We start from the raw sequence: 23671 nt of genomic DNA, 5'->3' as shown, positions 1-23671 counted from the left end.
GTTTAACGAAGGGAATGAGGGGCCGCCGTCAGGGTGACGAGCACAACGTCTTTTTTGCAGTTGTAGCGCAGGGGCAGCGTGTCGCCCAGGCCTTTGCTGATCAGGTACAGACAATGGCCCACCCGGGCCTGGAGCCGATTCCACCGGTAGAATAGGCGGCCGGGGAACAGGCCCTGGGCCGAACGCCATAACACGACTTGGCTGCCATGCAAATGGCCAGCAAAAGCGAGGTCGAAATGGGGGTGGACCGCCGTCAGGTCTACGGGCTGGTGCAGGCATAAAATGCTGAAATCCACGCCGGCGGCGCGCTCACGGGCGATGTTACCCGTGATCTGGACCCGGCGGCCATCGATACCAATCTCGACGGGCTCGTCCGCCAGCCACACCAGATGGTGGGCTTCGATCAGCGTCTGTATTTTCTGCACGCCAAAAAACAAGTCATGGTTGCCCGCAATGGCGAAAACATGTTCGCGCTTCGCCAAACCTTCCACCAAGCGGGTGAAGTGCTGCAGTCCCTGGGCGCTGTCCACGTAGTCGCCCCCTAGCAGGATCACCCGTGGGTTCAACCGCGCGATGGTCTGCTCCAGCCGTCGGACGGTAGGGCCACTGAACCGGTTCAGGTGCAAGTCGGAGAGGTAGAGCACCGTGAACTCGAGCCCGCTGGGGGCGACGTAGCAGGCGTGCCGCACCTCGAAGGCGTGATTATAGCCGATCTCTAACTTCATCCTGATACCAGAGGAGTACGGCCAAGCAGCCAATATGCCAGCGCCGAAACGGCTGCTGCCGGTTCAATAGCCCCGAAAGCATGTACCCGCCGATCGGCAGCACCCCTAGCAGGGCGCTGAGCAGGCCGATTCGGTAGGTTGCTTTCATACTGGTGCGCAGCGGATTCTGCGCCCCATCCAGCAGCAGGGGAAACAGAAACAGGAAATGAACCTCCATCACGTAGAAGCCCAGCACCGCGAGCGGGGTCAGCAGCAGGCTTATATGGCCCAGCGCCCAGCCTGAAGCGGCAAAGGCCAGCAAACTCAGGCCATATTTGAAGCAGCCATACCAGCCGAAGTTAGGGGAAGCGTCAACCCTATATGCAGTTGTGGGCTCCTTTACCGGCAGCTGGCTGAACATCCACCGCGCCCCCAAAGTAAAAAGGTGAGGAGAGAAGACCGGTTGCACCTGGCGGGGCTGCTGGTCAAACTGCCGTTCACTTTGGCGGATCAAGGCCCGGACTATCATGGGCTTAGCAGTAAATAAAGTGAACCCAGGCCAGCCAGGCTACGCCATTGCCCCCCACCAGCAGTCGATGATACGTGTTTTCCAAGGGCCCGCAGCGTTTGCGGTGGAACACGAACTCGTCGTAACTGATGGCCACCACGGTATACATCAGCACCACCAGGATGGGAATTAACCACGCCGTCGGCCGGGGATGCATCATGGCCCCCCACATCAGCCCAAACATGGGTACGCCCCCCAGCCCCAGCGCTGCGGCTTCCGCGTCGCGCTCCTTTTTAGGAATCTTCATGTTCAGGGGGTTGCGGTGGTAGCGCCAATCCAGTACCCCGCCCAAGGTGGCCACACTGCCCGCCACGCCCATCACCAGGAACTGCCACGGCAGGTAGGGCCATTCAGCGGCCAGTTGCAAGGGGTCGCTGCCGCGAAACACGAGCAATAGGACCCCGAATAATAAGGGGGAATAAAGAGCAGGACCAACGAAACATAGGGTCGGCAGGACTGTAGGGCAGGCATCATCGATAAATACTGGTAGCAGCCGAAACACACGGACATGATCGGTAAAACGCAAGGCGAGAACATGTTACCAGGGCTTGCAACAGCCCACTCGTAATCTGCTGAATCCCTAGGTAATCCGAATTCACAGTTGATCGTGGGCGACGTTGACATCCACTAGCGCTTCTAGTACCCTATTGCCGATGCCGACCTACATTTTAGTGGGTGCAAGGTAGGTTCCTTTTATTTGCTTTGCAATACAAAGTACTTTTAATGTACAAATAACGACGTCTATGTTTACCTCGCTGGTAGGCAAATCTTATCGCTACTTATCGGGGCATAGAAAAAAGCCACCTGATCTGGTAGCTTTCGGCGTCAAGTTATGACGAGTGAAGGTTATCATACCTTATATTTTAAATAGACGTCCGCCGCAGCCAAAGCCCAGCAGCAAACCGCCAGCCAGTGCTCGCGGCTGTAAGCAACGCATCGTACAGGTGCTTGTCACACACTACTCTGTCGGCTCACCCAGCGACAGGCCTATCCTGGTGGCCGGTGCTGCTGGCCAAAGGTATAGCCCACATAGAGTTGGGTGACCGCATTCCAGACCGAATATGCCGAGCTGACCGTGTAGCGTGCTCCCACCAGCGGACCCGACGCGAGTTGGTAGCCGACGCCTGCGGTGGCCCCCAGACTGAACCTAAACTCCGAACGCAGCCGCTGCGACGTGAGGCGCGAGCCCGAATCATCTGCCCCGTCGGTGCGGTTGTGCAGTAAGTACCCAAGCTGGGGTCCGGCTTCGGCGAAGAAGCCCTGCTGGGTATACCGGACGAAGAAGGCCCCCTCGAGATAATCATACCGCTCCCGCCGCGTAGCGCGTTGACTCGGGTGGGCAATGCGAAAGCCGCGGCGCACATAGAGCAGTTCCGGCTGCCAGCTGAAAGCGCGACTGTGCGGAAAAGGGAGGGTGAGACTGACTCCCCCAACCACCTGGTGAATAGCCGTCACCTCCGTTTGGTAAAGCTCCTGCAACACGGCGCGGCGCTGACCGTGTACCGTGGCTTCGCCGATGCCGGCTTTTAGGCCCAGCGGTAGCCCTTGAGCAGCGGCCGCCGAAGCAAGCCTGGCACTGAGCAGCAGGCAACTTCCTATAATCGTATACATCGTCACTTCACCTAAATAGAAGGATAGTTATAGCCTCCAAGCTGCGGTCGCACTGAACACTTATCGTACCTATTCTTCGAATTTGAGTGTTGGCGCCTCGTGTTCTTCCTCATCGCTCCACACCGGTGTCACGTTTCTTAGCCACCGTTTAAGAGATGTGACGGGAGCGTGCAGCGGTGGTTTTGCTGCCTGCAGTCAGCTAGGAGGACTGACTGCTAGACTTCCCTCCGATTAGGTCAGGATCGATAGTCCCGCTTTCCGATACTGCGCCAGCAGGTCCGCCGATGCCCGGGCGTCCGTAATCAGGGTATCAAGCAGGGAGAGGGGGGCGAACTGGAAATACTTGTCCTGCTCGAGTTTACTCGCATCACACAGTAGATACACGTGGCTCGCGGCACCGGCTACCGCCAGGCTAATGGCGGCTTCGGCTTCGCTGTTAGCGCTTAAGCCCCGCTGTAGCGAAAGTCCATCCACGCCGAGAAAGGCTTTGTCCACGCGGTAGCGCTTCAACTGCTCGACCGCCACGGTGCCGTGCAAGGCTTGCCGCTCGGCGTCTACTTCTCCGCCGGCGAGCACCACTTGCACGGCGGAGCCCACTAATTCGAAGAGCACGGGCAGCGAGTTGGTGACCACACGAATCTGGAGGTGGCGGATGAGCGGACAGAGCGGGAAAGTAGTGCTGCCGCAGTCGATGAAAATCGTGTCCCCGGCGCTGATCTGCGTGGCGGCCAGCTGACAGAGGGCCGCTTTCTCGGCCGCGTGGGCCGTGGATTTGCGGGCAAAGGCCACCGGGTTCTTCACCGCGCCGGGCAGCACGGCCCCGCCGTGGGTGCGCACGACCAAGCCCGCCGCCGCGAGCTGGGCTAAATCGCGCCGGATCGTGAGGGGCGTGGTCCGTAACTGCTGGGCGGCAGCGGTTACTTCCAGGCTGCCGTACTGGGCCAGGGCCGACAATAAATACTGCTTGCGCAAAGGAGAATTCATGGGTTTCGTGTTACTTGCTGCTATCCAATCACAAAGAAACAGAAACGAACACAAACGAACGATTACTTTTGTATGAACGAACGTATCCGCCTGCAGGTACCCGAAATCCTGTCCGCTAACTGGTACACGCTGCGCAAATTCACCTTTGCTTACCAGCGCCGCAATGGCACCTGGGAAACCCAGTCGCGCGAAGCCTACGACCGGGGCAACGGGGCCACCATTTTGCTACACAGCCCGGCCGCCGACACCGTTATTCTGACCCGGCAGTTTCGGCTGCCTACCTTCATCAATGGCAATCCCACCGGGATGCTGATTGAAACCTGTGCCGGGCTGCTGGACGATGAGCAGCCCGATGCGGCCATCCGGCGCGAGACGGAAGAGGAAACGGGCTACCGGCTGACGACGGTGCAGAAAGTCATGGAGGCCTACATGAGCCCGGGCTCGGTGACTGAGCGCTTGTTCTTCTATCTGGCCGAATACTCCCCGGACACCGAGCGGCGCGGGGGTGGGGGCATCGACGAAGAAGAAATCGAGGTGCTGGAGCTGCCGCTCTCCCAAGCCCTGGGGATGGTGGCCACGGGCGAGATTCAGGACGGTAAGACCATCATGCTCCTCCAACACCTGCGCCTGCAACAACTGACCGCTTAACCCTCCTTTCCCCTTCTCATGATGATTCTCATTGCTGGCCCCTACCGGAGCGGCACCAACGACGACCCGGCCCGCATGGCCGCCAACCTACACCAGCTCGAAGCCGCCGCGTTGCCCATGTTCCGGGCTGGCCACCTGCCCATGATTGGCGAATGGGTCGCCTTGCCTTTGCTCGCGCGGGCCGGCTCCACGCGGCCGGGTGATGCCCCGTACGAGGAAATCCTCTACCCCGTCGCCCACCGGTTGCTGGCCAAGTGCGACGCGGTGCTGCGGCTGCCCGGCGCCTCGCAAGGAGCCGATGAGGAGGTGCGCCGGGCCCAGCAGCGGGGCTTACCCGTGTACTACCACGTGGCGGAGATCCCGGGATGCGAGCCAGGGTGAGCCTCCCCAGAGCGAGCGCAGCTTTTCACCGTTTCCGGCGCAAGTGCACATTAAGTCTTGAGCACGTTCCTCCTAAGCATGTAACCCAGCTATTCACTCTCGCTACGTGGAATCGTCCCCTAGCTAAAATGCCCCTGCTGACGGTAATAATAGACCATTAGCAGGGGCGATAAGCTAGCCGTCGACTACATTCTCTCTTCCCACGGCTCCTTGCGAGACTGCTCCCAGCTTGGTATGCAGTTATGGTCTTAACGCAAGATTTTCGGCTTAAACGGGTGGGTATGCACTACGTTTTTACCCTCCCATCGGGAAAGATCATCTAGTTGAAGGAAAGTGGAAACGAGAGAGAGGAAATTAGCACGTTATTAGCTGAACTTGTACTTTGCCGGAAATTATAAGCTAGACAGTTGAGTGCTAAAATTATCCTCGCGTGACCTGGACGGAAGAGCAGGTCCGCGCGCTGGTCACGGATGCGGGTACCCTAAAACGAGGCCAGGAACTGGCCACCCCGACGAAGTGGGGCAACTTGGGCCAAACCGACACGGTGGCCTGGGGCGAGTGCGCGGGCAGCGGGGCCAAGCCCTACCTGACGGGCATCGACTTAACTGAGCCGGCCTTCAAGTGCTCCTGCCCTAGTCGGGTGTTTCCCTGCAAGCATGGGGCCGGTCTGCTCCTGCTGCTGGCGCGTCAACCGGCGCTATTTCCCCAGGCGACTCCGCCGGCCTGGCTGGAAGAATGGCTAGCCAAGCGCCAGCAAACCCAAGGTAAAAAGACGGATAAAGTGGTCCTGGCGGTAGCGAAAGCGGCCGGAGCGGCGATTGGAACACCAACGCCAGTTAGCCTAGGCGAAGGGTTAGCCGAATCGGCGGCGGTAACCACTGCCGCTGGCGGCCCCAACAGCGAGGTTTCCGCTGCCCGATTGGCCCGCATGGCCCAGGGCGTGGACGAGCTGGAGCGCTGGCTGCTCGACCTAGTGCGCCATGGCCTGGCGACCCTGGACCAGCAGCCAAGCAAGTTGTGGGAAAGCCAGGCCGCCCGGCTGGTGGACAACCAGCTGCCGGGCCTAGCGGGCACGGTGCGCGAGTTGGCGACCCTGCGCCACGCCCATGCCGACTGGCCCGCTCGCCTGCTGGCCCGGCTGGGCGAGCTGTACTGGCTGGTGCGGGCCTTCCAGAACCGGGAGCAGCTGCCCCTGGCCACCCGCCAGGAAGTATGGCAGCAGGTCGGCGTATCCCTCAAGCAGGAAGAATTGCCCGCTTACGCCGCGCCGGTGCCGGATGTGTGGCGGGTGCTGGGCCAGTTTACCTGGGACGAGGACCGCCTGCGCGCCCGCCGCAGCTGGCTGCGAGGCGAGGCTACGGGCCGGTACGCGCGGGTGCTGGAGTTCGCCTTTGGCAGCCAACCCTTTGCCACCCCCCTGGTGCCGCAGGGGCGCTACCAGGGCGCGCTCTTGTTTTACCCTGGTCCCCTGCCCCTACGCGCGGCGCCCGTGGCGCTGACCTATGCTGGCTCTTTTCCAGCTACTGACGCCCCGGCCGCCGGCCCGTCCCGCGAGCTGTTGAGCGACTACTCCGATGCCCTGGCCCGGCAACCCTGGCTGCGCGAGTGGCCCGCCGCTGTGACTCAGGTCGTGCCCATGCTGCAGCCCGATGGGCGTTGGGTGCTGCATCACCCTACGGACGGGGCCCTGCCCCTGCGCTTTGCCACTGATGATGCCCCCTGGCAACTGCTGGCCGACACCGGCGGGCACCCGCTTACCCTGTTCGGGGAGTGGGACGGCCGGGCGTTCCGCCCCTTAAGCCACTGGCCTGGGGAAGAGGCGGCCGCCGCGCCGGCCCTCCGCAATCCTGAAATAGCGGCGGTGGTGCCGCAGGGCACAGCGCCAGCCGCCGATCCGCAAGAAGTACCCTTGCCGTCCCCTGCCCAGTTGCTGCGCATTGCGCTGCTGGGCACGCGGCAAAGTGGGGAAACCGTACCGGCAATTCCTACCGGCTTCACCCCGGCCGACGGCCCCGAACAGCAACTACTGCTTGCGGCCGGCACCCTGGCCCTGGTGCAGAGAGCCGGCTTCCTGGCGCCGACTACACCAGTCGCCCCGCCGGCCCCGCCCCCCCCCGAAATCGGTGAACCCCTCGGTCCCCGGGGCACGGAGTGTTTTCGGGCCTTGCTGGCGAGTAACCGCTACGTGGCTTTCCGGACCACCTACTGGGAGCAGATGGCGCAGCACCAGCGCCTAGTGCCCCCGGCCCTGCTGGTGGCGGCACTGAATAGCGCGGACCTGCGGCGGCACCTGCCGGGTGCCCTCTCCGCTATTTTAGGAGAACGGGGCCGCTGGCTGGCCCAGCAGAACCCGGAGTGGCACCCAGTGCTGGCCCAGGTGCATCCCTTGCAGGACCGAGCGACCTGGGAAACGGGCACCCTGATCGACCGCCGTTTCTTCCTGCATCAGCTCCACCAGTCGGACCCGGAACAGGCCCGGGAGCTGCTGGCGGCCACGCTGCCCACGGAACGGGCGGCTACCCAAGCGGCGCTGCTCGGGGAGCTGGAACACACCGTAACGGCGGCCGACGAGCCGCTGCTGGAAACCTACCTCGCCGCCAAAAGCAAAGAGGTGCGCCAAACGGTGGTGCCGCTGCTCGTGCGCCTGCCCCACTCGGTCCTAGTGGAGCGGCTCTGGCAGCGGGCCGCGTCCCTGCTTACCCTGAAACGCCCGCTGATCGGACGCAACAAGCTAGAAGTGACGCTGCCCGAAGGGTGGGACAAAACCTGGCTGGCCGATGGCATCGAGCAGCGCGACGACCGGTTTGAGGGCGGCGAGCGGGCCGGCTGGCTGGGCCAGCTGCTCACGCTGTTGCCGCCGAGTCGGTGGACCGCGCACCTGCAGGTGTCGGCCGAGGAGCTATTGACGCTGGCCGAAGCCACCGAGTGGGCGCGCTTGCTGCTGCAGGCCTGGTCCCGGGCGGCGTATCTGCACCAGGACAAGGCCTTTGCGGCGCCCCTGCTAGTGCGTCATGTCGCCCAACCCACCCGCTGGTTTCACCAACTAACCACCCACCTGAGCTGGGTGCTGAGCGAGGACGAAAAACTCGCGTTGCTCCGGGAAATGCTGCCGCTCAAGGACAAGGGCTCACCATTTATCCTGCCCGATTTTCTAAACTGCATCTTCCTCCCCTGGCCCGCTGATATCGTCAACGCCGCCCTCGAGTGCAGTGCCAAGGTGCTGGCGCCCCTGGTGACCAACTCCTATGGGGAACCGTACCAGCGCCTCTCCACGCTGCTGTCTCGCCTGGCGAGCTACGTGCCGCTGCCCTTGGCACCGCAGTGCACTGCGGCGCTGCGCCCCGTGGGCGAAAGATATCCCTTAGTAGCTCCGCTCCTAGAGCAATTCCTGGACTCGCTGCAGTTCCGCCAGCAACTCACGGCCAGCCTCACCGAACCTTCCACCGCTTCTCTTGCCTAACCCAATGTATGGCTGCTCCTCTACCCACTGATTTACTCCGCCCCCATGCCGAAGACCTATATGCCGAAGAGCTGGCGGCGCTGAAAGCCGCCGACGATCGGCCCAAGCCGCCGGGCTGGCAGCTCTCGCCCTGGGCCGTGGTGACCTACCTGCTGGGCGGCCAGCTGGCCAGTGGCTTCGCGGTGGAGCCCAAGTACATTGGCCAGCGGCGGCTCATGGAAATTGCCGTGGCTACCTTGGCTACGGACCGTGCCCTGCTCTTGCTGGGCGTACCCGGCACGGCCAAGAGCTGGGTGTCGGAGCACCTGACGGCGGCCATCAGCGGGCACACCAACCTGCTGGTCCAGGGTACCGCTGGCACCGCCGAGGACAGCCTGCGCTACTCCTGGAACTACGCCCGCCTGCTGGCCGAAGGCCCCTCCCTGGGTGCCCTGGTGCCCAGCCCCCTCTACAAAGGCATGGAAACGGGCCAGCTGGTGCGTATTGAGGAGCTCACCCGTATTCCCTCCGACGTGCAGGACACGCTGCTGACCATGCTCTCGGAAAAGGTGCTGCCCATTCCGGAGCTGAGCACCGAAATCCAGGCCACCCAGGGCTTCAACGTCATTGCCACGGCCAACGACCGCGACCGGGGCGTAAACGAGCTGAGCAGCGCCCTGCGCCGCCGCTTCAACGCCGTGGTATTGCCTCTGCCGGCCACGCTGGCCGAGGAAGTACACATCGTGCAAACGCGCGTGGCCAAGCAAGGCCAGGCGCTACAGCTGCCCGTGGAAGCGCCCGCGCTGGAGCAGATCAGCCGCCTGGTCACTATCTTCCGCGAGTTGCGGTCCGGCGTAACGGAAAACGGCAAGACCAAGCTCAAGTCGCCCACCGGCACGTTGAGCACTGGCGAAGCCATTTCGGTCATGAACTCCGGCCTGGCCCTGGCCGCCTACTTTGGTGATGGCATCCTGCGCGCCCACGACCTGGCCGCGGGCCTAACCGGGGCCGTCATCAAGGACCCAGGGCCGGACCAAGTGGTGTGGCTGGAGTACCTGGAAACGGTAGTAAAGGAGCGCGACGGGTGGAAGGATTTATACCGGGCTTGTCGAGAGGTCGTAGCTTAAGGTTCGCTTCACGGGGACGTCCTACCGGCCCAAAAATATCGTTATGATTTCACCCTCTCTCCTTCGCCCCCATCGCAATCTAGCTCCTGTGGTAGGCTTGCTGATCCTGAGCGCCTACACCATCAGCAGCCCCCTGATCAGTCAACTGCTGGCGGAGGGACGGTACTCCTATTTTAGTGTGACTGCTGCCCACTATCTGGGGTTTGCCTGCCTGTTGGGAACGGTGGTCCTCTATCTCTGCTTTCGGCCTTTCTTCTGGTATGCCCTGCTTATAACCCTTCTACTAGGCTTATTCAACCTAGTGAATTTCATGCCGCTCAGGATGAGCGTGGGGCTCACCTTCGGGTCAGCGACCGTCGGATTTGACCCCCTATCCTTCGTCGTGCTGCTGGCCTACTATTTCCTGCATAAGACGGCGGCTGATTCCTTCCTCCGGAAGCATCTTCACTCCCTCCTGCCTCAGCCGTCGCCGGCTCACCGCACGGCTCGCTGGCGGGAGAGCGTAGATCAATTCAAACAGACGTTTGCCCGGAAAACGGATGAGGCCCTCGGGCTGATCGTGACCGAGCAAAAGATGGTTCCGGCGGCAGTGACCGCGGCCCGTGAACTCCTGCAGGAGCGAAATAGCAACGATTTGGCCGTCCAGAATTCTTAGCCCTTTATGCCCACCCCTGACCTGCGCCTTTTTGGCATTCGCCACCATGGGCCCGGCAGCGCCGCCAGCCTCGTGGCGGCGCTCGAGGCGTTCCGGCCTGACATCGTGCTGCTGGAGTGCCCCGCTGATGCCGAAGCGGCCCTAGCTAGGGCCACGCACCCGGAGTTGCTGCCGCCGGTGGCCCTGCTGGTGTATAACCCCAAGCAGCAAGGCCAGGCTTCGTTTCTCCCGTTTGCCACGTTCTCGCCGGAGTGGCAGGCGGTGCAGTGGTGCGCCAGAAACGACGCCCACGTGCGCTGCATGGATCTCCCCATGGCCCTGCGGTTTGGCATGCGGGAGATGGGAGAAGTGGAACCGGTCGCCAGGGAAGATGAGCCCGACCCCGGCCCGGAAGGAGTTGACACCCAATCCCCTGCTGAGAGCGAGCTAGCTGATTCCCCACCTGCCCCGCCCCCTATGGACGCCGACCCCGTGGCCTACATTGCCCGCCTGGCCGGCTACACTGATTCGGAGCAGTGGTGGGAAACCCACCTTGAGCACGCACCCGGCAACGCCGACACGTTTGCTGTGGTGCTGGACCTGATGACGGCCCTGCGCGAGGAGCTGGCCCGGCCCGAAACCGAGGAGACCCTGTTGCGCGAGGCTTTCATGCGCGAAACACTACGAGCTACGCTCACCCAGGGCTACCAGCGGGTGGCGGTGGTGTGCGGGGCCTGGCACGCGCCGGTGCTGCGCGCCGAGCTGCTGAAAAAAGAAGATAAAGCCCGGCTCAAAGGCCTGAAAAAAGTGCCCACCGAAACCACTTGGATTCCCTGGACTTACGAGCGGCTCTCCTTTAGCTCGGGCTACGGGGCGGGCGTGCTCTCGCCAGCCTGGTACGAGCTGCTGTTCGCTGAGCCCCGCGCCGAGGTGCTCACCCACTGGATGGTGCGGGCCACGCGCCTGCTGCGCAGCCAGGACGGGGATGCCTCCTCGGCCCACGCCATCGAAGGGGTGCGGTTGGCCTCCGCCCTGGCGGCCGTGCGCGGGCTGGCCCTGCCCGGCATCGACGAGCTGCAGGAGGCCGCCGTGGCCATCCTGGGTGGTGGCTACGCCGAACCTTTAGCTCTTATTCATCAAGAACTCGTGATTGGGGAGAAGCTGGGCGAAGTGCCCGCCGGGCTGCCCGCCACGCCCCTGCAGCAGGACCTGACCCAGCAGCAAAAATCGCTGCGCCTGAAGCCTGAGGCCCTGCTCAGGCCCCTGGACCTGGATTTGCGTCAGCCTGCCCAGCGCGAGCGTAGCCACCTGCTGCACCGCCTGCGCCTGCTCGACATTCCCTGGGGCGAACCGGAGGAAGTAGGGGGCAAGAGCGGCACCTTCCACGAACTCTGGCGCCTGCGCTGGGAGCCGGAGTTCGCGCTCTCGGTCATCGAGGCTGGCCGCTGGGGCAACACGGTGCTCACGGCCGCCGCAGCGCGGGCCACCGCCCGGGCCACCGAAGCCACGAGCCTAGAGGCCGTCAGCCAGGTGCTGGAACAGGCCCTGCGTGCCGACCTCGGCCCGGCTATTCCGGCGCTGGTCAGCCGGCTCGAGACCATCGGAGCCGCTACCCGCGACGTGACCCACCTGCTGGCCGCACTGCCCCCGCTGGTGCAGGTGCTGCGCTACGGCAACGTGCGCCGCACCGATACGGCCCAGGTCGGGCAGGTCGTAAACCAGCTCGTGCCGCGCCTCTGCATTGGCCTACCGGCGGCCGGCGTGGGCCTCGACTATGACGCGGCACGTCCGCTGCTGACCCGCATCGAAGCTACCCACCAGGCCATCCGGCTGTTGCAACACCCCGAGCACGAAGCTGCTTGGTACGCCGCCTTGGCGGCCGTGCAGCGCAACGGGGCCAGCAACGGCCTGCTGGCCGGGGCGGCGGCCCGCCTGCTCTTCGACGCCCAGCAGGCCGATGCAGTCAATACGGCCACGGTGCTCGGCCTGGCCCTGGCGCCCGCCCAGCCCACGGACTACGCCACGGCCTGGATAGAAGGCTTTCTGCGCGGCAGCGGCCTGCTGCTTATTCATCACCGCGAGCTATTTGGCTTACTCGATACCTGGCTCGGCAGCTTGAACGAAGACACTTTCCGCGAAACCGTGCCCCTCTTGCGCCGGGCCTTCACTGACTTTTCGCTGCCGGAGCGGCAGCAGCTGTTGGAACTGGCAGGACGGGACGCCGCGGCACCGGTGGGGAGTTTGAAGACACTAGGCATTGACTGGGAACGCGGGCGGCGGGTATTGCCGGGTTTACGCGCGTTGTTAGGCGTTGCGAACTAGCCAGCAGCGCCGGATTGAATACTAAATCACAAGCTACTATGCCTACCCAAGCCCGCTGGAAACTTGTCCTCGGCAGCGCCGCCGATGCGAATAATGCCGTGCCTCTGCCGCCCGATTATGGTCGCATGGACGATGTCCTCACCGCCCTGTATGATGGCGATAAGACGGAGCGCAAGGCGGGGGGGCTGGGCGGCTCGGCCCCGCGGGTGAGCCGCTGGCTGGGCGACATCCGCGAGTTCTTCCCCACCGACGTGGTGGCGGTCATGCAGCAGGATGCCATGACGCGCTTGGGCCTGAACCAGCTGCTGCTTGAACCCGAAATCCTGCGCACGGTGCAGGCCGACGTGCACCTGGTGGGCACGCTGCTCTCCCTCAGCCGCGTGATGCCGCAGAAGGCCAAAGTCACCGCTCGCGAAGTGGTGACGAAAGTGGTGCGCGATTTGGAGAAGAAGCTGGCCAACCCCTTGCGCCAGGCCGTGCAGGGAGCGCTGAGTCGGGCCGTGCGCAACCCCCGCCCCCGCTACCACGAGATCGACTGGGGCGCCACGATAAAGGCCAATCTGCGGCACTATCAGGCGGCGCACAAGACCGTGATTCCCGAGCGGCTGGTGGGCTTCGGCCGACGCGGGCAGGCCCTGAAGGAAATCGTATTGTGCGTGGACCAAAGTGGCTCCATGGCCTCCTCGGTGGTCTACGCCGGCGTGTTTGGGGCGGTGCTGGCCTCGCTGAAAGCGGTGAAAACGCACATGGTCGTTTTTGATACCGCCGTGGTGAACCTCAGTGACAACCTGCGCGACCCGGTGGATTTGCTCTTCGGCGTGCAGCTGGGCGGGGGCACGGACATTAACTTGGCGCTCACTTACTGCCAGCAGCTCATCACCCGGCCCACGGATACCATCCTGGTGCTCGTGACCGACCTCTACGAAGGCGGGAACGAGCGGGAGATGATCAAACGGGCGGCGGCGCTCAAGTCTTCGGGGGTGAACCTGGTGGTGCTGCTGGCCCTCAGTGATGACGGGGCTCCGAGCTTCGATCGTCGGGTAGCCGAGCAGCTGGCCGCCCTGAGTATTCCTAGTTTTGCCTGTACCCCGGCCCGGTTTCCGGACCTGATGGCCGCCGCGATTCAGGGGCAAAAGCTGGAGGCGTAACCCTAGGAGGTGGAAAACCTGTAGGCGGCCCTGCTGCGCTCTAGCTTACCCGTCTTGCTCTGGGCTGTTGGGGGGCGGCGTGCGCGCGCGCAAGGTGTTTTCCAGCGCTTCGATGCTGGGCAGTGCGGCCTGTAAACTGGCGGGCAAAGCTTCGGTCAGCCGGTACTCAGCAATGCCAATGGGCTTGTGCACGTCGCGCAAGGCGTACTCGGCCACCACGTCGTTGCGGCTCTTGCAGAGCAGCAGCCCGATGGTGGGCCCATCCTGCGGGTGGCGCACCAAATCGTCGACGGCCGCCAGGTAGAAGTTGAGCTTACCGGCGTACTCGGGCTTGAACTCCGTGATTTTGAGCTCCACCACCACGTAGGCGCGCAGCTGCAGGTGATAAAAGAGCAGATCCAGGTAGTAGTCCTGCCCGCCCACGACCAGGGGTACCTGCTGGCCGACGTAGGCAAACCCGCGGCCCAACTCGAGCAGGAACTGGGTGATGTGCTCCAGCAGGCCCCGCTGCAGGTCGCGTTCTTTGACCTCGTCGCTGAGCCCGAGGAAGTCGAATAAATAAGGATCTTTCAGGGTCTGCTGGGCCAGCTCCGACTGGGCGGCGGGCAGGGTACGGGCGAAATTGGTGACGGCCTGCCCTTGCCGCAGGTGGTAGCCACTCTCAATTTGGTGCACCAGCACGTCGCGCGACCAGCCGTGGCGAGCGGTGGCTCCCACATACAGCTGGCGGGTGGCCGCGTCCGGCACCTTCTCGAGCAAGGTCAGGTGGTGGTACCAGGGAATTTGTGCAAGCGTGGCTTGCACGAATTCGGCGTCGGGGTAAGTGTGGGCAAAGCGGCGCATGTACTTGAGGTTGCGCGCCGACAAGCCTTTCATGGCGGGAAACTCCTGTTGCAGGGCCTTGGCCAGCTGGTCGATGACCTTGGCGCCCCAGCCCTGTTGGGCTTGCTGGTCCAGGATCAACCGGCCCAGGCGCCAGTAGAGGCCCAGCAGCTCCCCATTGGCGGCGCGGATAGCGCGCAGCTGGGCGCGGTGGATTTCGCGCTTGAGGTGGTCGAGCAGGGAGCCGAAGGCAGCGGGATCAACGGAAAGGGGCATAGTCGGGGAGGGAAAGTCGCAGCGGCCAAGAAGGTGGCGGCGAAGCTACAACCTAGGGGAATAGCTAGCGAGCAACGCTGCCCACCCCTACTGCTAATCGCGCTTCTCTGTTACGGGGAGTTTACGTTGCAGCACGTGAACTACCGCGCACCCCCAGCAAACGCAAAGAGCGATAGACAGTGGAGCGGCCAATGCCGAGCAGCTGCCCAATCTCTTCCGCCGTTTTGTCCTTTTGCAAGTAGAGGGTTTTAACCGCTTCGGCTTTCCGCTGGGCTTCTTTGCTTAGGCCCGGAGGTCGTCCCCCTGCCGGCCCCGGGCTCGCGCGGCCGCTAGTCCCGCTTGGGTGCGTTCGCGGATCAGGTCGCGCTCAAACTCGGCCAACGAAGCAAACAGATTAAACATCAAGCGACCTTGGGCGGTGGTCGTATCCAGATGGTCCTGCAGACTGACAAACTGGATCTGCTTCTCCTGAAACCCAAGCACTAATTCGACTAGGTGTTTCAGGGAACGGCCTAGTCGGTCCAGCTTCCAGACGACGACCGTATCGCCGGACTGGACTTGGTCAAGCAATTCGCGCAAAGCCGGCCGCTCTTTCAGGGCGGAGGCCTTTTCTTTCATTACTTCCTGGCAGCCGTAGGCCCGTAAGGCATCGAGCTGTAGGTGCAACTGTTGTTGCTGAGTCGATACTTGCGCATAGCCCCAAACCATCCGTTCGTCTCGCTAAGTCAATAAGTCTTAAGATACTGACGCATTGATTTCTGAGACAACAATTCTAGACTTTTATCGCTCTTCTTTGGGTAGAACTCATGCCGCATATGGGTCAGCTTCTCGTCTCACAATACGGTCGTTATTATAGCTTGCTCCGTAAAAAAGAACGTCCTAACTGGTTTGCCCAGCCTGCGCGGACCGAGCCGTCCGTGACGTGGCCACCACGCCAATTAGGGCTCGCGCGATAACTGCTGTCCCTCCAGATAAGCTAGGCCAACCACAACGATGACCAGCAGCAGCAAAAACACCACTCCCAACCCTGTGGCCGTGTGAAGGTGCGCCAGCCATAAGCCCAAGCTGATGAAGGTCCACAGCCAATTGGCTTGAATGAGCCAGCGCGTGAGCCGCACAGAGGTCAAGGGTAGCACGGCCAGCCACCCAGCCCAGCGTAGAGGAGCGTGATGCCCGCTACGATGATGACCACGAGGGTACTTAAGCCTAACAGCTTAGCCAAAGCAGAGGAAAATGCTAAGCCCACCACGGCAGTAGTGCCGCCCAGCAGAGCGTCGAGTCGAAGTAGATTTTTTAGCCTGCTGGGATTGACAATGTAGTGCATGCGTTAATGATCAGGAGTATTTACGAAGGCAACTTGCTCGGGCTTATTAATCGATTCACCGCAGAAAGCAAAACCCATTTCCCTGAAGCAGGGGCATTTCTCTTAGAATGAATTTATTACCCCCAGGTTTTGTGGCTCAGCATAACGCTCTTTATTGTACACATTTTCATAGTCTTGGCTTAACCTGCCGGTAATGCCACCCCCATAGTTTTGCAGCCGAATCGATTAGGCAAACCTATGAAAAACAACTACTTGGCTTCGCTTCTTAAATTAAGCGTTGTCGTGGCATTTATCCTGGTGCACGGCGGTAGCGTCTTCGCTCAGAGTCAGAACATTACCGGCACCGTGACCGACGACCAGGGCGGGGCGCTGCCCGGCGCCACGGTCGTCGTGAAAGGCACCACCACCGGCACCTCCACCGACGTGGGGGGCAAATTTGCGCTCAGCGTTGCGCCCGATGCCATTTTACAAGTCACCTACATCGGCTTTCTGGCCCAGGAAGTGCGCGTGGACGGCAACTCAGAGCTCAATATGCGCCTGGCGCCCGACAGCCGGCAGCTAAACGAGGTAGTCGTGACGGCGCTCAACATCAAGCGCGAGCAAAAGTCGTTGGGTTACGCTACCCAGACCGTTAGCGGGGAAGCGTTGCTGGAAGCCCGGCCCAACAACTTCGCCCAGGCCTTAGCGGGCAAGGTGGCGGGCCTCAATCTGATTTCGCCGGGCTCAGGACCGGTCAACTCCACCCGCATCTCCCTGCGGGGCGACAACTCCCTGAATCCCAACGGCAACAACGCCCTCATCGTGCTCGATGGCGTGCCTATGAACAGCGGCCTGACCAGCTCGGGGGTGAGCAGCGCCTACGGGGCCGGCTCCGGCAACGACGTGCCCGTGGACTTCGGCAACGGCATCGCCGACATCAACCCCGACGATATTGCCAGCATCACGGTGCTGAAGGGGGCCAGCGCCACCGCCCTCTACGGTAGCCGGGCCGCCAACGGCGCCCTCATTATCACCACCAAAACCGGGGCCCGCAAAACCAAAGGCCTGGGCGTGACGGTCAACTCCAACTACAGCGTGAACACCGTGCTTCAGTGGCCTGAATTCCAGTACGAGTACGGCCAGGGTACGGGCCGCTCCTTCAACGCGGCCGGCGAGCCTTATTACTCCTACGGGGCCTCCGAAGACGGCGCCAGCACGGGCGGCACCAGCAGTGCTTTCGGCCCCCGCTTCGAGGGGCAGGAGTACTTTCAGTACGACCCGGTTACCCAGGCCCAATCGGCCGAGCGGCGGCCGTGGCGGCCCTATAAGGACAACGTGACGGGCTTTTTTCGGACTGGCTCCACGCTCACCAACAGTGTGGCCCTGGAAGGCGGCACCGAAACGACCTCGGCGCGGGCGTCGGTGACCCACTCCCAGAACGAGTGGATTATGCCCAACACGGGCTTCGAGCGCCTGACCGCCGCCCTGAGTTTAAACCACGCCGTGTCCCCGAAATTAAAGCTGGGGGGCAAAGTGAACTTCACCAACCGCACCAGTGACAACCTGCCCGCCACCGGCTACAACAACCAGTCGGTATCTTACTTCATGATTTTCCAGAACCCGAACGTGCCGCTCGACGCCTACCGCACCATCTGGAAGTACGGCCAGGAGGAGCTCGACCAGGTGCACCCGTTCAGCTCCTTTATTGACAATCCGTATCTGATTGCCCAGGAGATGATTAACTCAGTGGACACGCGCACCACGGTGGGCAACCTGTCGGCTACTTATGAGTTCTCGCCCAAGTTCGATCTGCTGGTGCGCTCGGGTATTGCCATGACCCAGGAGGAGCGTGAGCAACGTCGCCCCTACAGCACGGCCAACTTCCAGCGCGGCTACTATAAGCAGCAGGACATCAGCAACTACGAAGTCAATACCGACGCTTTGTTCACCTACCACCAGGACCTAGGCCAGCACTTCAACGTGCGCGCCTCCATAGGGGCTAACCGCATGGACCGCCGCTTCCGAGGCATCGATGGGGTGGTGCGCGACCTCGTGATTCCGGGCGTGTACAAGCTTACCAACGGCGTGAGCAGCCCCCTGCTGACGGCCACCACCACCAATCGGCGCATCAACAGCGTGTACGCCCTCACCTCCTGGTCTTTCGACGATAAGATCTTCCTGGATTTGACCGGCCGCAACGACTGGTCGAGCACGCTGCCCAGCCAGAACAACTCGTTTTTCTACCCCGCGGTCAGCACCAGCTTTATTTTGAACGAACTGGTGCCCATGCCTAACTCGATTTCGCTGGCCAAGCTGCGCCTCTCGGCCGCCCAGGTCGGTAACGACACCGAGCCCTACCGCACCCGCAAGTACTACGGGCGCAGCGACTTTGCCGGGGCCGGCTCCTTGCCCACCACCCTCTACAACACCAACTTCAAGCCCGAAATCACGACCAGCTTCGAGGCGGGCGTGGAGTATCTGATGTTTCAGGGCCGCATTGGGGCCGACCTGACGGTGTACCAGAACACCACCCGCAATCAGATTCTGGAGGTGCCCCTCGACCCCACCACCGGCTACGGCCGGGCCGTGCTTAACGCCGGCGAGGTGCGCAACCGGGGCGTGGAAGTGGTGCTCAACACCCGGCCCATCGACAACAACGCCTTTAAGTGGCGCAACACCGTTACCTGGGCCCGCAACCGCAACCGCGTGCTGAGTTTGGCCGACGGCCTGGAAGATCAGCAGGTAATCGGGACGGGCGGCACGGCCACGCTGCTGGCTACCGTGGGAGGCACCACCGGCGACATCTGGGGCTTCGGCTTCGACCGCAGCCCCGATGGGCAGATCATTTACAACAAGGACGGGTTGCCCGTGCAGCCGGCCGACATCAAATACATCGGCCGGGCCTTTGCCGACTGGAAGGGGGGCTTTTTAAACGAGTTCAGCTACAAGAATTTCCGGCTGAGTGTGCTGGTCGATGGACAGTACGGGGGCATTATCTACTCCCAAACCCACCACAAAATGATGGAGCAGGGCAAGCTCAAATCCACGTTGCCGGGCCGCGCGGAGAACGGAATCGTGGGCGATGGCGTGGTGCTGAACGCCGACGGCACCTACTCACCCAACACCGTGAGCGTGATTCCGGCCGCCTACTACGCCGAGTACTACCGCCGCGCCAACATCGAGTCCAACTCCTTCGATGCGTCTTTTCTGAAGCTGCGCGAAACGCGCCTCGAGTACACCCTGCCCCCGCCCTGCTGGCCCGCACCAAGGCGTTGACCGGCGCTACCATCGGCCTCTACGGCCGCGACCTGGCCATGTGGACCAAGTTCCCCCTGTTCGACCCCGAGACGGCGGCCCTCAACGGCGGCACCATTCTGCCCGGTGTGGAAATCGGGCAGCTGCCCAGCACCCGCACCATGGGCGTGAACCTCACCCTCCAGTTCTAGCGCGGCCTCCCTCCTTCTTTCGCTTTCTGACCTCCCGTCTTCCATGAAAAAATATCTAACCCTGCTGTTGCTGACGTTGGGTGGCAGCCTCGTGTCGTGTACCAAGGACTTTGACGAGCTCAACCTCGACCCCAACCGCATCGAGCGCATTAGCCCGGGCACCCTACTCAACCCGATTCTCTACGAGTTGGCCGCGTTTAATACCAGTCGGGCCGATGGGTTTACCTTCGATATCATGCAGGTGGCCTTGCCGTTTCCCAGCGTGTCGGGGGGCGTGCACCGCTACGTGGTCAGCGAAAGCGCCGGCAACTCCACCTGGACGACTTATTACCGCTTGCTGGCCAACATCCGGGAGATGCGCCTCGCTGCCCAAGCCGCCCAGGACCCCAACTACGAGGCCATTGCTATGACCCTGAATGCCTGGGCCTACGCCAATCTGACCGACTGCTTCGGCGACGTGCCCATGACCGACGCCGGGCGGGCCGAAGAAGGCGTGCTCTACCCCAAGTTTGACACCCAGCCCGAGATTTATTCCCAGCTGCTCACCGACCTGGAAACGGCCAACGGGATGTTCGACAAAGCCCGCACCATGCCCTACGGCAGCGACATTCTCTTCAACAACAACGTGGACGCCTGGCGGCGCTTCTGCAACTCCCTGCGGATGCGCCTGCTGCTGCGCATCTCCAAGCGTACTGAGACTAACGCTACGGCCCAACTGGCGGCCATGATTAATGACCCCGCTACCTATCCGGTGTTCACCCAAAACAGCGAAGCGGCTATTCTGCGGATCACCGGCGTCGCGCCCAGCGTGTCGCCCTGGGGCCGGGCCGTCGATTTTACCACGTTCCGGGCTGCGGGGGGCTTTTTTATCGATAACCTGAACATGCTCAACGACCCGCGCCTGGCCCGGCTCAATACCCAGGCCCGGTCCAGCGACGGCCGCACCACGATTGGCTACCGCGGCATTCCGAGCGCCTACGCCGGCAGCGACGCCCAGTTTCCCTACCAGCCATCCAACTTCAACGTGGCTCTGGTAACGGCGACCGTGGCGGCGCCCATGCCCCTGGTGATCATGACCTACGCGGAGGTGGAGTTTATCAAAGCGGAGGCCGCGCAGCGCGGCTACACCACCGCCGACGCTCGCCTGCACTACGAGCGGGGCGTGAAGGCGGCCGTGGAGCAGTGGGGGCCGTGTTGCCCGCCGATTACTTCCAGAACGCGGCCGCCGCTTACAACGGCACGCTCGAGCGCATCCTGCTGCAAAAGTACTACGCCCTGTTTTTCAACGACTACCAGCAGTGGTTTGAGTACCGCCGCACGGGCTTGCCCCGCCTACCCCGCGGCCAGGACCTGCAGAACGGGGGCGTGATGCCCGTGCGCTTTAAGTACCCGCTTATCGTGCAAACCAACAACGGCGACAACTACCGCGCCGCCGTGCAGGCCCAGGGCCCCGACGACGTGAACACCAAAGTGTGGTGGGAAAAGTAGCTTGCCGGCTTCCGGAAAACCAGGGGCGGGAGCTAGCACGCCTGCCCCAAAAAGCCCCCCAGCGGATAGCTTGAAACCCTAGCATCACCCTTACCGAGAATCCTCAACTTTTCGCTTTATGGCACAACAACGCCGGACGTTTCTCAAAGCCGTGGGCCTGGCTGGGCTGGGTGCCACCCTGGACATAAGCACGGGCTTGGCCCGCTCGAAAGCGCCCGCCCGCACGAGCAAAGGGGTAAGCGTCACCACGCTTAGCGGCAAGGTGCACGCCGGCGGCCAAGGCTTGGCGGGCGTCGCCGTCACGGATGGCACCACCGTCACGCTCACCGACGCCAAAGGGCAGTATGAGCTGGACAGCAGCGCCGCCACCGAGTTTGTGTACATCTCCGTGCCGCGCGGCTACGAGTTTCCGCAGGAGCAGGGCGTGGCCCGCTTCTACCGCCGCAAAGAGCCCGTCCGCGGCCGCTTTAAGGCTGACTTCGAGCTGCGCAAGCTCAGCCAGGATGACACCCAGCACAACTTTATGGTGTGGGCCGATCCGCAGATGATATCCAAGGCCGATGCTGCTGAGTTCAAAGCCACGGCCGTGCCCGACGCCCAGAAGCTCATTTCCAGCTACCCCGCCGGCGCCCTCTTCCACGGCATCGGCTGCGGCGACCTGGTCTGGGACCACTTCGAGCTGTTCGAGGACTACCAGCAGGGCGTAGCTGCTACGGGCATCCCGTTTTTTCAGGTTATCGGCAACCACGACATGGACCTCACGGCCCGCACCGACGAAGGCTCGGCCACTACTTTTCGCCAACTGTTCGGGCCCACGTATTACTCCTTCAACCGGGGCGAGATTCACTACGTGGTGCTGGATGACGTGTTTTTCATCGGCGCCGTCAAGAAGTACATCGGCTACCTCACCGAGCAGCAGCTGGCCTGGCTGGAGCAGGACTTAAGCTACGTCAAGCCCGGCACAACCGTGGTGGTGAGTGTACACATTCCGCCCTATACCCGCCAGCACCTGCGCAACAAGGAAAAGGAGGAGTCTATGGGCGGCACGGTGGCCAACCGCCGCGAGCTGTACCGCTTGCTCAAGCCCTTCAAGGCCCACATTATGTCGGGCCACACCCACTTCAACGAAACCCTCGTGACCGAGGAAAACGTGGTGGAGCACGTGCACGGCACCATCTGCGGGGCCTGGTGGACGGGCCCCATCTGCACCGACGGCACGCCCGCCGGCTACGGCGTGTACGAGGCGCGGGGCAGTGAGCTCCGGTGGTACTACAAATCCATCGGGCAGGAGCGCACCCACCAGTTTCGCCTGTACCCGAAAGGCAGCCTGCCCGAGCGCCCCGACGCCCTGGTCGTGAACGTCTGGAACTGGGACCCCGCCTGGAAAGTGACCTGGCTGGAAGACGGCGTACGCCGGGGCGAGATGGAGCAGTACACCGGCCTCGATCCGCTGTCGGTGCAGCTGCACGCCGGCCCGGCGCTGCCCGCCAAGCACAAGTGGGTGGACCCCACCCTCACCGAGCATCTGTTTGTCGCCAACATCGCGGCGTCGGCACGGGAGATTCGGGTGGAAGTCACTGACCGGTTTGGGCAGGTATATTCGGAAACGCTGTCGGCGTAAGATTGCTTGGCCCTCCGCTCGCTGGGGCCTACCCGCGGGCGGGGGGCTTTTTTGGCTATGTCCACCCAGGGTAAACGCCGCCGACGGCATGGGGGCTTTTTTATTTGCGTATGTTGACCTTGATGCGACGACCTATCCTGGCCTTGCTGGCTACTACGTTTACTATGCTCAGCGCGGCGGCGCAGCGGCCCCCGCTGGACTGGCAGGGCCACCGGGGCTGCCGGGGCCTGATGCCCGAGAATACGATTCCAGCCATGCGCAAGGCCCTGGATCTGGGCGTGACGACCCTGGAAATGGATATCGCCATCAGCCAGGACCGGCAGGTGCTGCTCTCCCACGACCCTTACTTGAACGCCGATTTCGTGCGCACGCCGGACGGGCAGCCCATCAGCAAAGCCCAAGAAAAAAGCCTGCGCCTGTACGCCATGCCCTACGCCGACATCCGGCGCTATGACGTAGGCAGTCAGGGTAACCCCAAGTTTGCGCGCCAGCAGAAGCTGCGCACCTACAAGCCCCTGCTGGCCGAAGTCATCGACTCGGCCGAAGCGTACGCCAAGCAGCAAGGGCGGCCCGCGCCGCGCTACAACATTGAAACGAAAATGACCCCGGCGGGCGACGGCACCCTGCACCCCGCGCCCGCCGAGTTCGTGCAGCTGCTGCTGGCCGTGGTGCAGGCCAAAGGCATTGCGGAGCGGACGACGATTCAGTCCTTCGACCCACGGGCCCTGGAGCAGGTGCACCAACGCTCCCCTCCTATCCAGACCGCCCTGCTCGTGGATAATCTGCTGGGAGTGGACAAGAATCTGCAACGGCTCAGCTTCCGCCCGACCATCTATAGCCCCGCCTACCGGTTGGTGTCCGCTGAGTTGGTGGCGGCCTGCCACGCCCAGCAGATCCAGGTGATTCCCTGGACGGTGAACGCGGCCGCGGCAATCGAGCAACTCATCCAGCAGCAGGTAGATGGCATTATTACGGATTATCCGGATTTGCGCCCGGCGCGGTGAACACCCTGCCTACTATGGATTAGGAGCGTCTTTCAACAGAAAAATGTGATGGCCGGGTTCAATGGCTGGAAGCCAGAGTAGCCCCCTTACTTCTCCTTAATCGTGTCGGAGGTGATGAATGAGCTTCTGCATGCCCTTGATTAAG

Annotated in this window: 20 protein-coding genes and 2 pseudogenes; 12 read left to right on the top strand and 10 right to left on the bottom strand. The window is 62.5% G+C overall.

From position 1 onward, the window contains the following. Positions 1–2 precede the first annotated feature (2 nt). The 5 genes from G7064_RS20950 to G7064_RS20930 all read right to left on the bottom strand — a co-directional run bounded on the left by G7064_RS20950 (position 3) and on the right by G7064_RS20930 (position 3867). Positions 3–725, bottom strand: a complete 723-nt coding sequence (locus G7064_RS20950) for a metallophosphoesterase (RefSeq protein ID WP_133271069.1) — start codon at positions 723–725, stop codon at positions 3–5. Further along, complete coding sequence (locus tag G7064_RS20945; protein ID WP_133271068.1) at positions 703–1233, bottom strand: hypothetical protein; 531 nt, start codon at positions 1231–1233, stop codon at positions 703–705. Before G7064_RS20945 ends, G7064_RS20950 begins: the two co-directional genes overlap by 23 nt. A gap of 4 nt (positions 1234–1237) precedes the next feature. After that, positions 1238–1660 carry a hypothetical protein gene (locus G7064_RS20940; protein ID WP_240731352.1) on the bottom strand — a complete coding sequence of 141 codons (423 nt, stop codon included), beginning with the start codon at positions 1658–1660 and terminating at the stop codon, positions 1238–1240. A 599-nt stretch (positions 1661–2259) separates the two neighbouring features. After that, entirely contained in the window at positions 2260–2883 is a 624-nt protein-coding gene (locus G7064_RS20935; protein WP_133271066.1) for a porin family protein, read from the bottom strand. 231 nt (positions 2884–3114) lie between these two features. Then, positions 3115–3867, bottom strand: a complete 753-nt coding sequence (locus G7064_RS20930; RefSeq protein ID WP_133271065.1) for a DeoR/GlpR family DNA-binding transcription regulator — start codon at positions 3865–3867, stop codon at positions 3115–3117. Positions 3868–3939: 72 nt separating this feature from the next. On the opposite strand from G7064_RS20930, the gene G7064_RS20925 reads away from it, so the two are divergent. The 7 genes from G7064_RS20925 to G7064_RS20895 all read left to right on the top strand — a co-directional run bounded on the left by G7064_RS20925 (position 3940) and on the right by G7064_RS20895 (position 13566). Continuing rightward, complete coding sequence (locus G7064_RS20925) at positions 3940–4515, top strand: NUDIX domain-containing protein (protein WP_133271064.1); 576 nt, start codon at positions 3940–3942, stop codon at positions 4513–4515. Positions 4516–4533: 18 nt separating this feature from the next. Then, positions 4534–4896, top strand: coding sequence for a DUF4406 domain-containing protein (locus G7064_RS20920; protein ID WP_133271063.1), 363 nt, complete (start codon positions 4534–4536; stop codon positions 4894–4896). A 430-nt stretch (positions 4897–5326) separates the two neighbouring features. Next, positions 5327–8356: a DUF5691 domain-containing protein gene (locus G7064_RS20915; RefSeq protein ID WP_166075288.1), complete on the top strand. Its 3030-nt coding sequence runs from the start codon at positions 5327–5329 to the stop codon at positions 8354–8356. Between the two features lie 8 nt (positions 8357–8364). Beyond that, positions 8365–9462 carry an ATP-binding protein gene (locus tag G7064_RS20910; protein ID WP_133271060.1) on the top strand — a complete coding sequence of 366 codons (1098 nt, stop codon included), beginning with the start codon at positions 8365–8367 and terminating at the stop codon, positions 9460–9462. Positions 9463–9505: 43 nt separating this feature from the next. After that, on the top strand, positions 9506–10117 hold the full coding sequence (locus G7064_RS20905) for a hypothetical protein (RefSeq protein ID WP_133271059.1): 612 nt from the start codon (positions 9506–9508) through the stop codon (positions 10115–10117). A gap of 6 nt (positions 10118–10123) precedes the next feature. Beyond that, complete coding sequence (locus tag G7064_RS20900) at positions 10124–12418, top strand: DUF5682 family protein (RefSeq protein ID WP_166075287.1); 2295 nt, start codon at positions 10124–10126, stop codon at positions 12416–12418. A 38-nt stretch (positions 12419–12456) separates the two neighbouring features. Further along, a complete protein-coding gene (locus G7064_RS20895; protein WP_166075378.1) occupies positions 12457–13566 on the top strand; it encodes a VWA domain-containing protein in 1110 nt (369 codons plus the stop codon). Positions 13567–13611: 45 nt separating this feature from the next. On the opposite strand, the gene G7064_RS20890 is transcribed toward G7064_RS20895, so the two are convergent. The 5 genes and pseudogenes from G7064_RS20890 to G7064_RS20875 form a co-directional block, all read right to left on the bottom strand. Beyond that, complete coding sequence (locus G7064_RS20890; RefSeq protein ID WP_133271054.1) at positions 13612–14664, bottom strand: YhcG family protein; 1053 nt, start codon at positions 14662–14664, stop codon at positions 13612–13614. 121 nt (positions 14665–14785) lie between these two features. After that, a pseudogene (locus G7064_RS23165) lies at positions 14786–14905 on the bottom strand (hypothetical protein); the annotation flags it as partial. A 41-nt stretch (positions 14906–14946) separates the two neighbouring features. After that, the gene (locus tag G7064_RS20885) at positions 14947–15372 is read right to left on the bottom strand and encodes a recombinase family protein (protein WP_317128354.1); all 426 of its coding nucleotides are present in this window, start codon (positions 15370–15372) and stop codon (positions 14947–14949) included. 230 nt (positions 15373–15602) lie between these two features. Next, entirely contained in the window at positions 15603–15791 is a 189-nt protein-coding gene (locus G7064_RS20880) for a hypothetical protein (protein WP_166075286.1), read from the bottom strand. After that, positions 15788–15988, bottom strand: a complete 201-nt coding sequence (locus tag G7064_RS20875; RefSeq protein WP_133271052.1) for a hypothetical protein — start codon at positions 15986–15988, stop codon at positions 15788–15790. The genes G7064_RS20880 and G7064_RS20875 overlap by 4 nt, the downstream gene beginning before the upstream one ends. 237 nt (positions 15989–16225) lie before the next feature. Here G7064_RS20875 and G7064_RS20870 point away from each other — a divergent pair, with 237 nt between their 5' ends. The 5 genes and pseudogenes from G7064_RS20870 (at position 16226) to G7064_RS20855 (ending at position 23526) form a co-directional block, all read left to right on the top strand. Next, the gene (locus G7064_RS20870) at positions 16226–19243 is read left to right on the top strand and encodes a SusC/RagA family TonB-linked outer membrane protein (protein ID WP_240935906.1); all 3018 of its coding nucleotides are present in this window, start codon (positions 16226–16228) and stop codon (positions 19241–19243) included. Positions 19244–19281: 38 nt separating this feature from the next. Further along, entirely contained in the window at positions 19282–19413 is a 132-nt protein-coding gene (locus G7064_RS22845) for a hypothetical protein (RefSeq protein ID WP_262888658.1), read from the top strand. 43 nt (positions 19414–19456) lie between these two features. Then, positions 19457–20901, top strand: a pseudogene (locus G7064_RS20865) (SusD/RagB family nutrient-binding outer membrane lipoprotein). A 118-nt stretch (positions 20902–21019) separates the two neighbouring features. Beyond that, positions 21020–22522 (top strand): calcineurin-like phosphoesterase C-terminal domain-containing protein, encoded by a 1503-nt coding sequence (locus tag G7064_RS20860; RefSeq protein ID WP_133271049.1) that lies wholly within the window; start codon positions 21020–21022, stop codon positions 22520–22522. 122 nt (positions 22523–22644) lie between these two features. Continuing rightward, a complete protein-coding gene (locus G7064_RS20855; protein WP_133271048.1) occupies positions 22645–23526 on the top strand; it encodes a glycerophosphodiester phosphodiesterase family protein in 882 nt (293 codons plus the stop codon). Positions 23527–23671: the final 145 nt, after the last annotated feature.

The organism is Hymenobacter sp. HDW8 (genome assembly GCF_011305775.1).
GTDB classification, from domain to species: domain Bacteria; phylum Bacteroidota; class Bacteroidia; order Cytophagales; family Hymenobacteraceae; genus Hymenobacter; species Hymenobacter radiodurans.
Note: the sequence above shows the minus strand (reverse complement) of the source record. Positions and strands in the feature narration are given on the sequence as shown.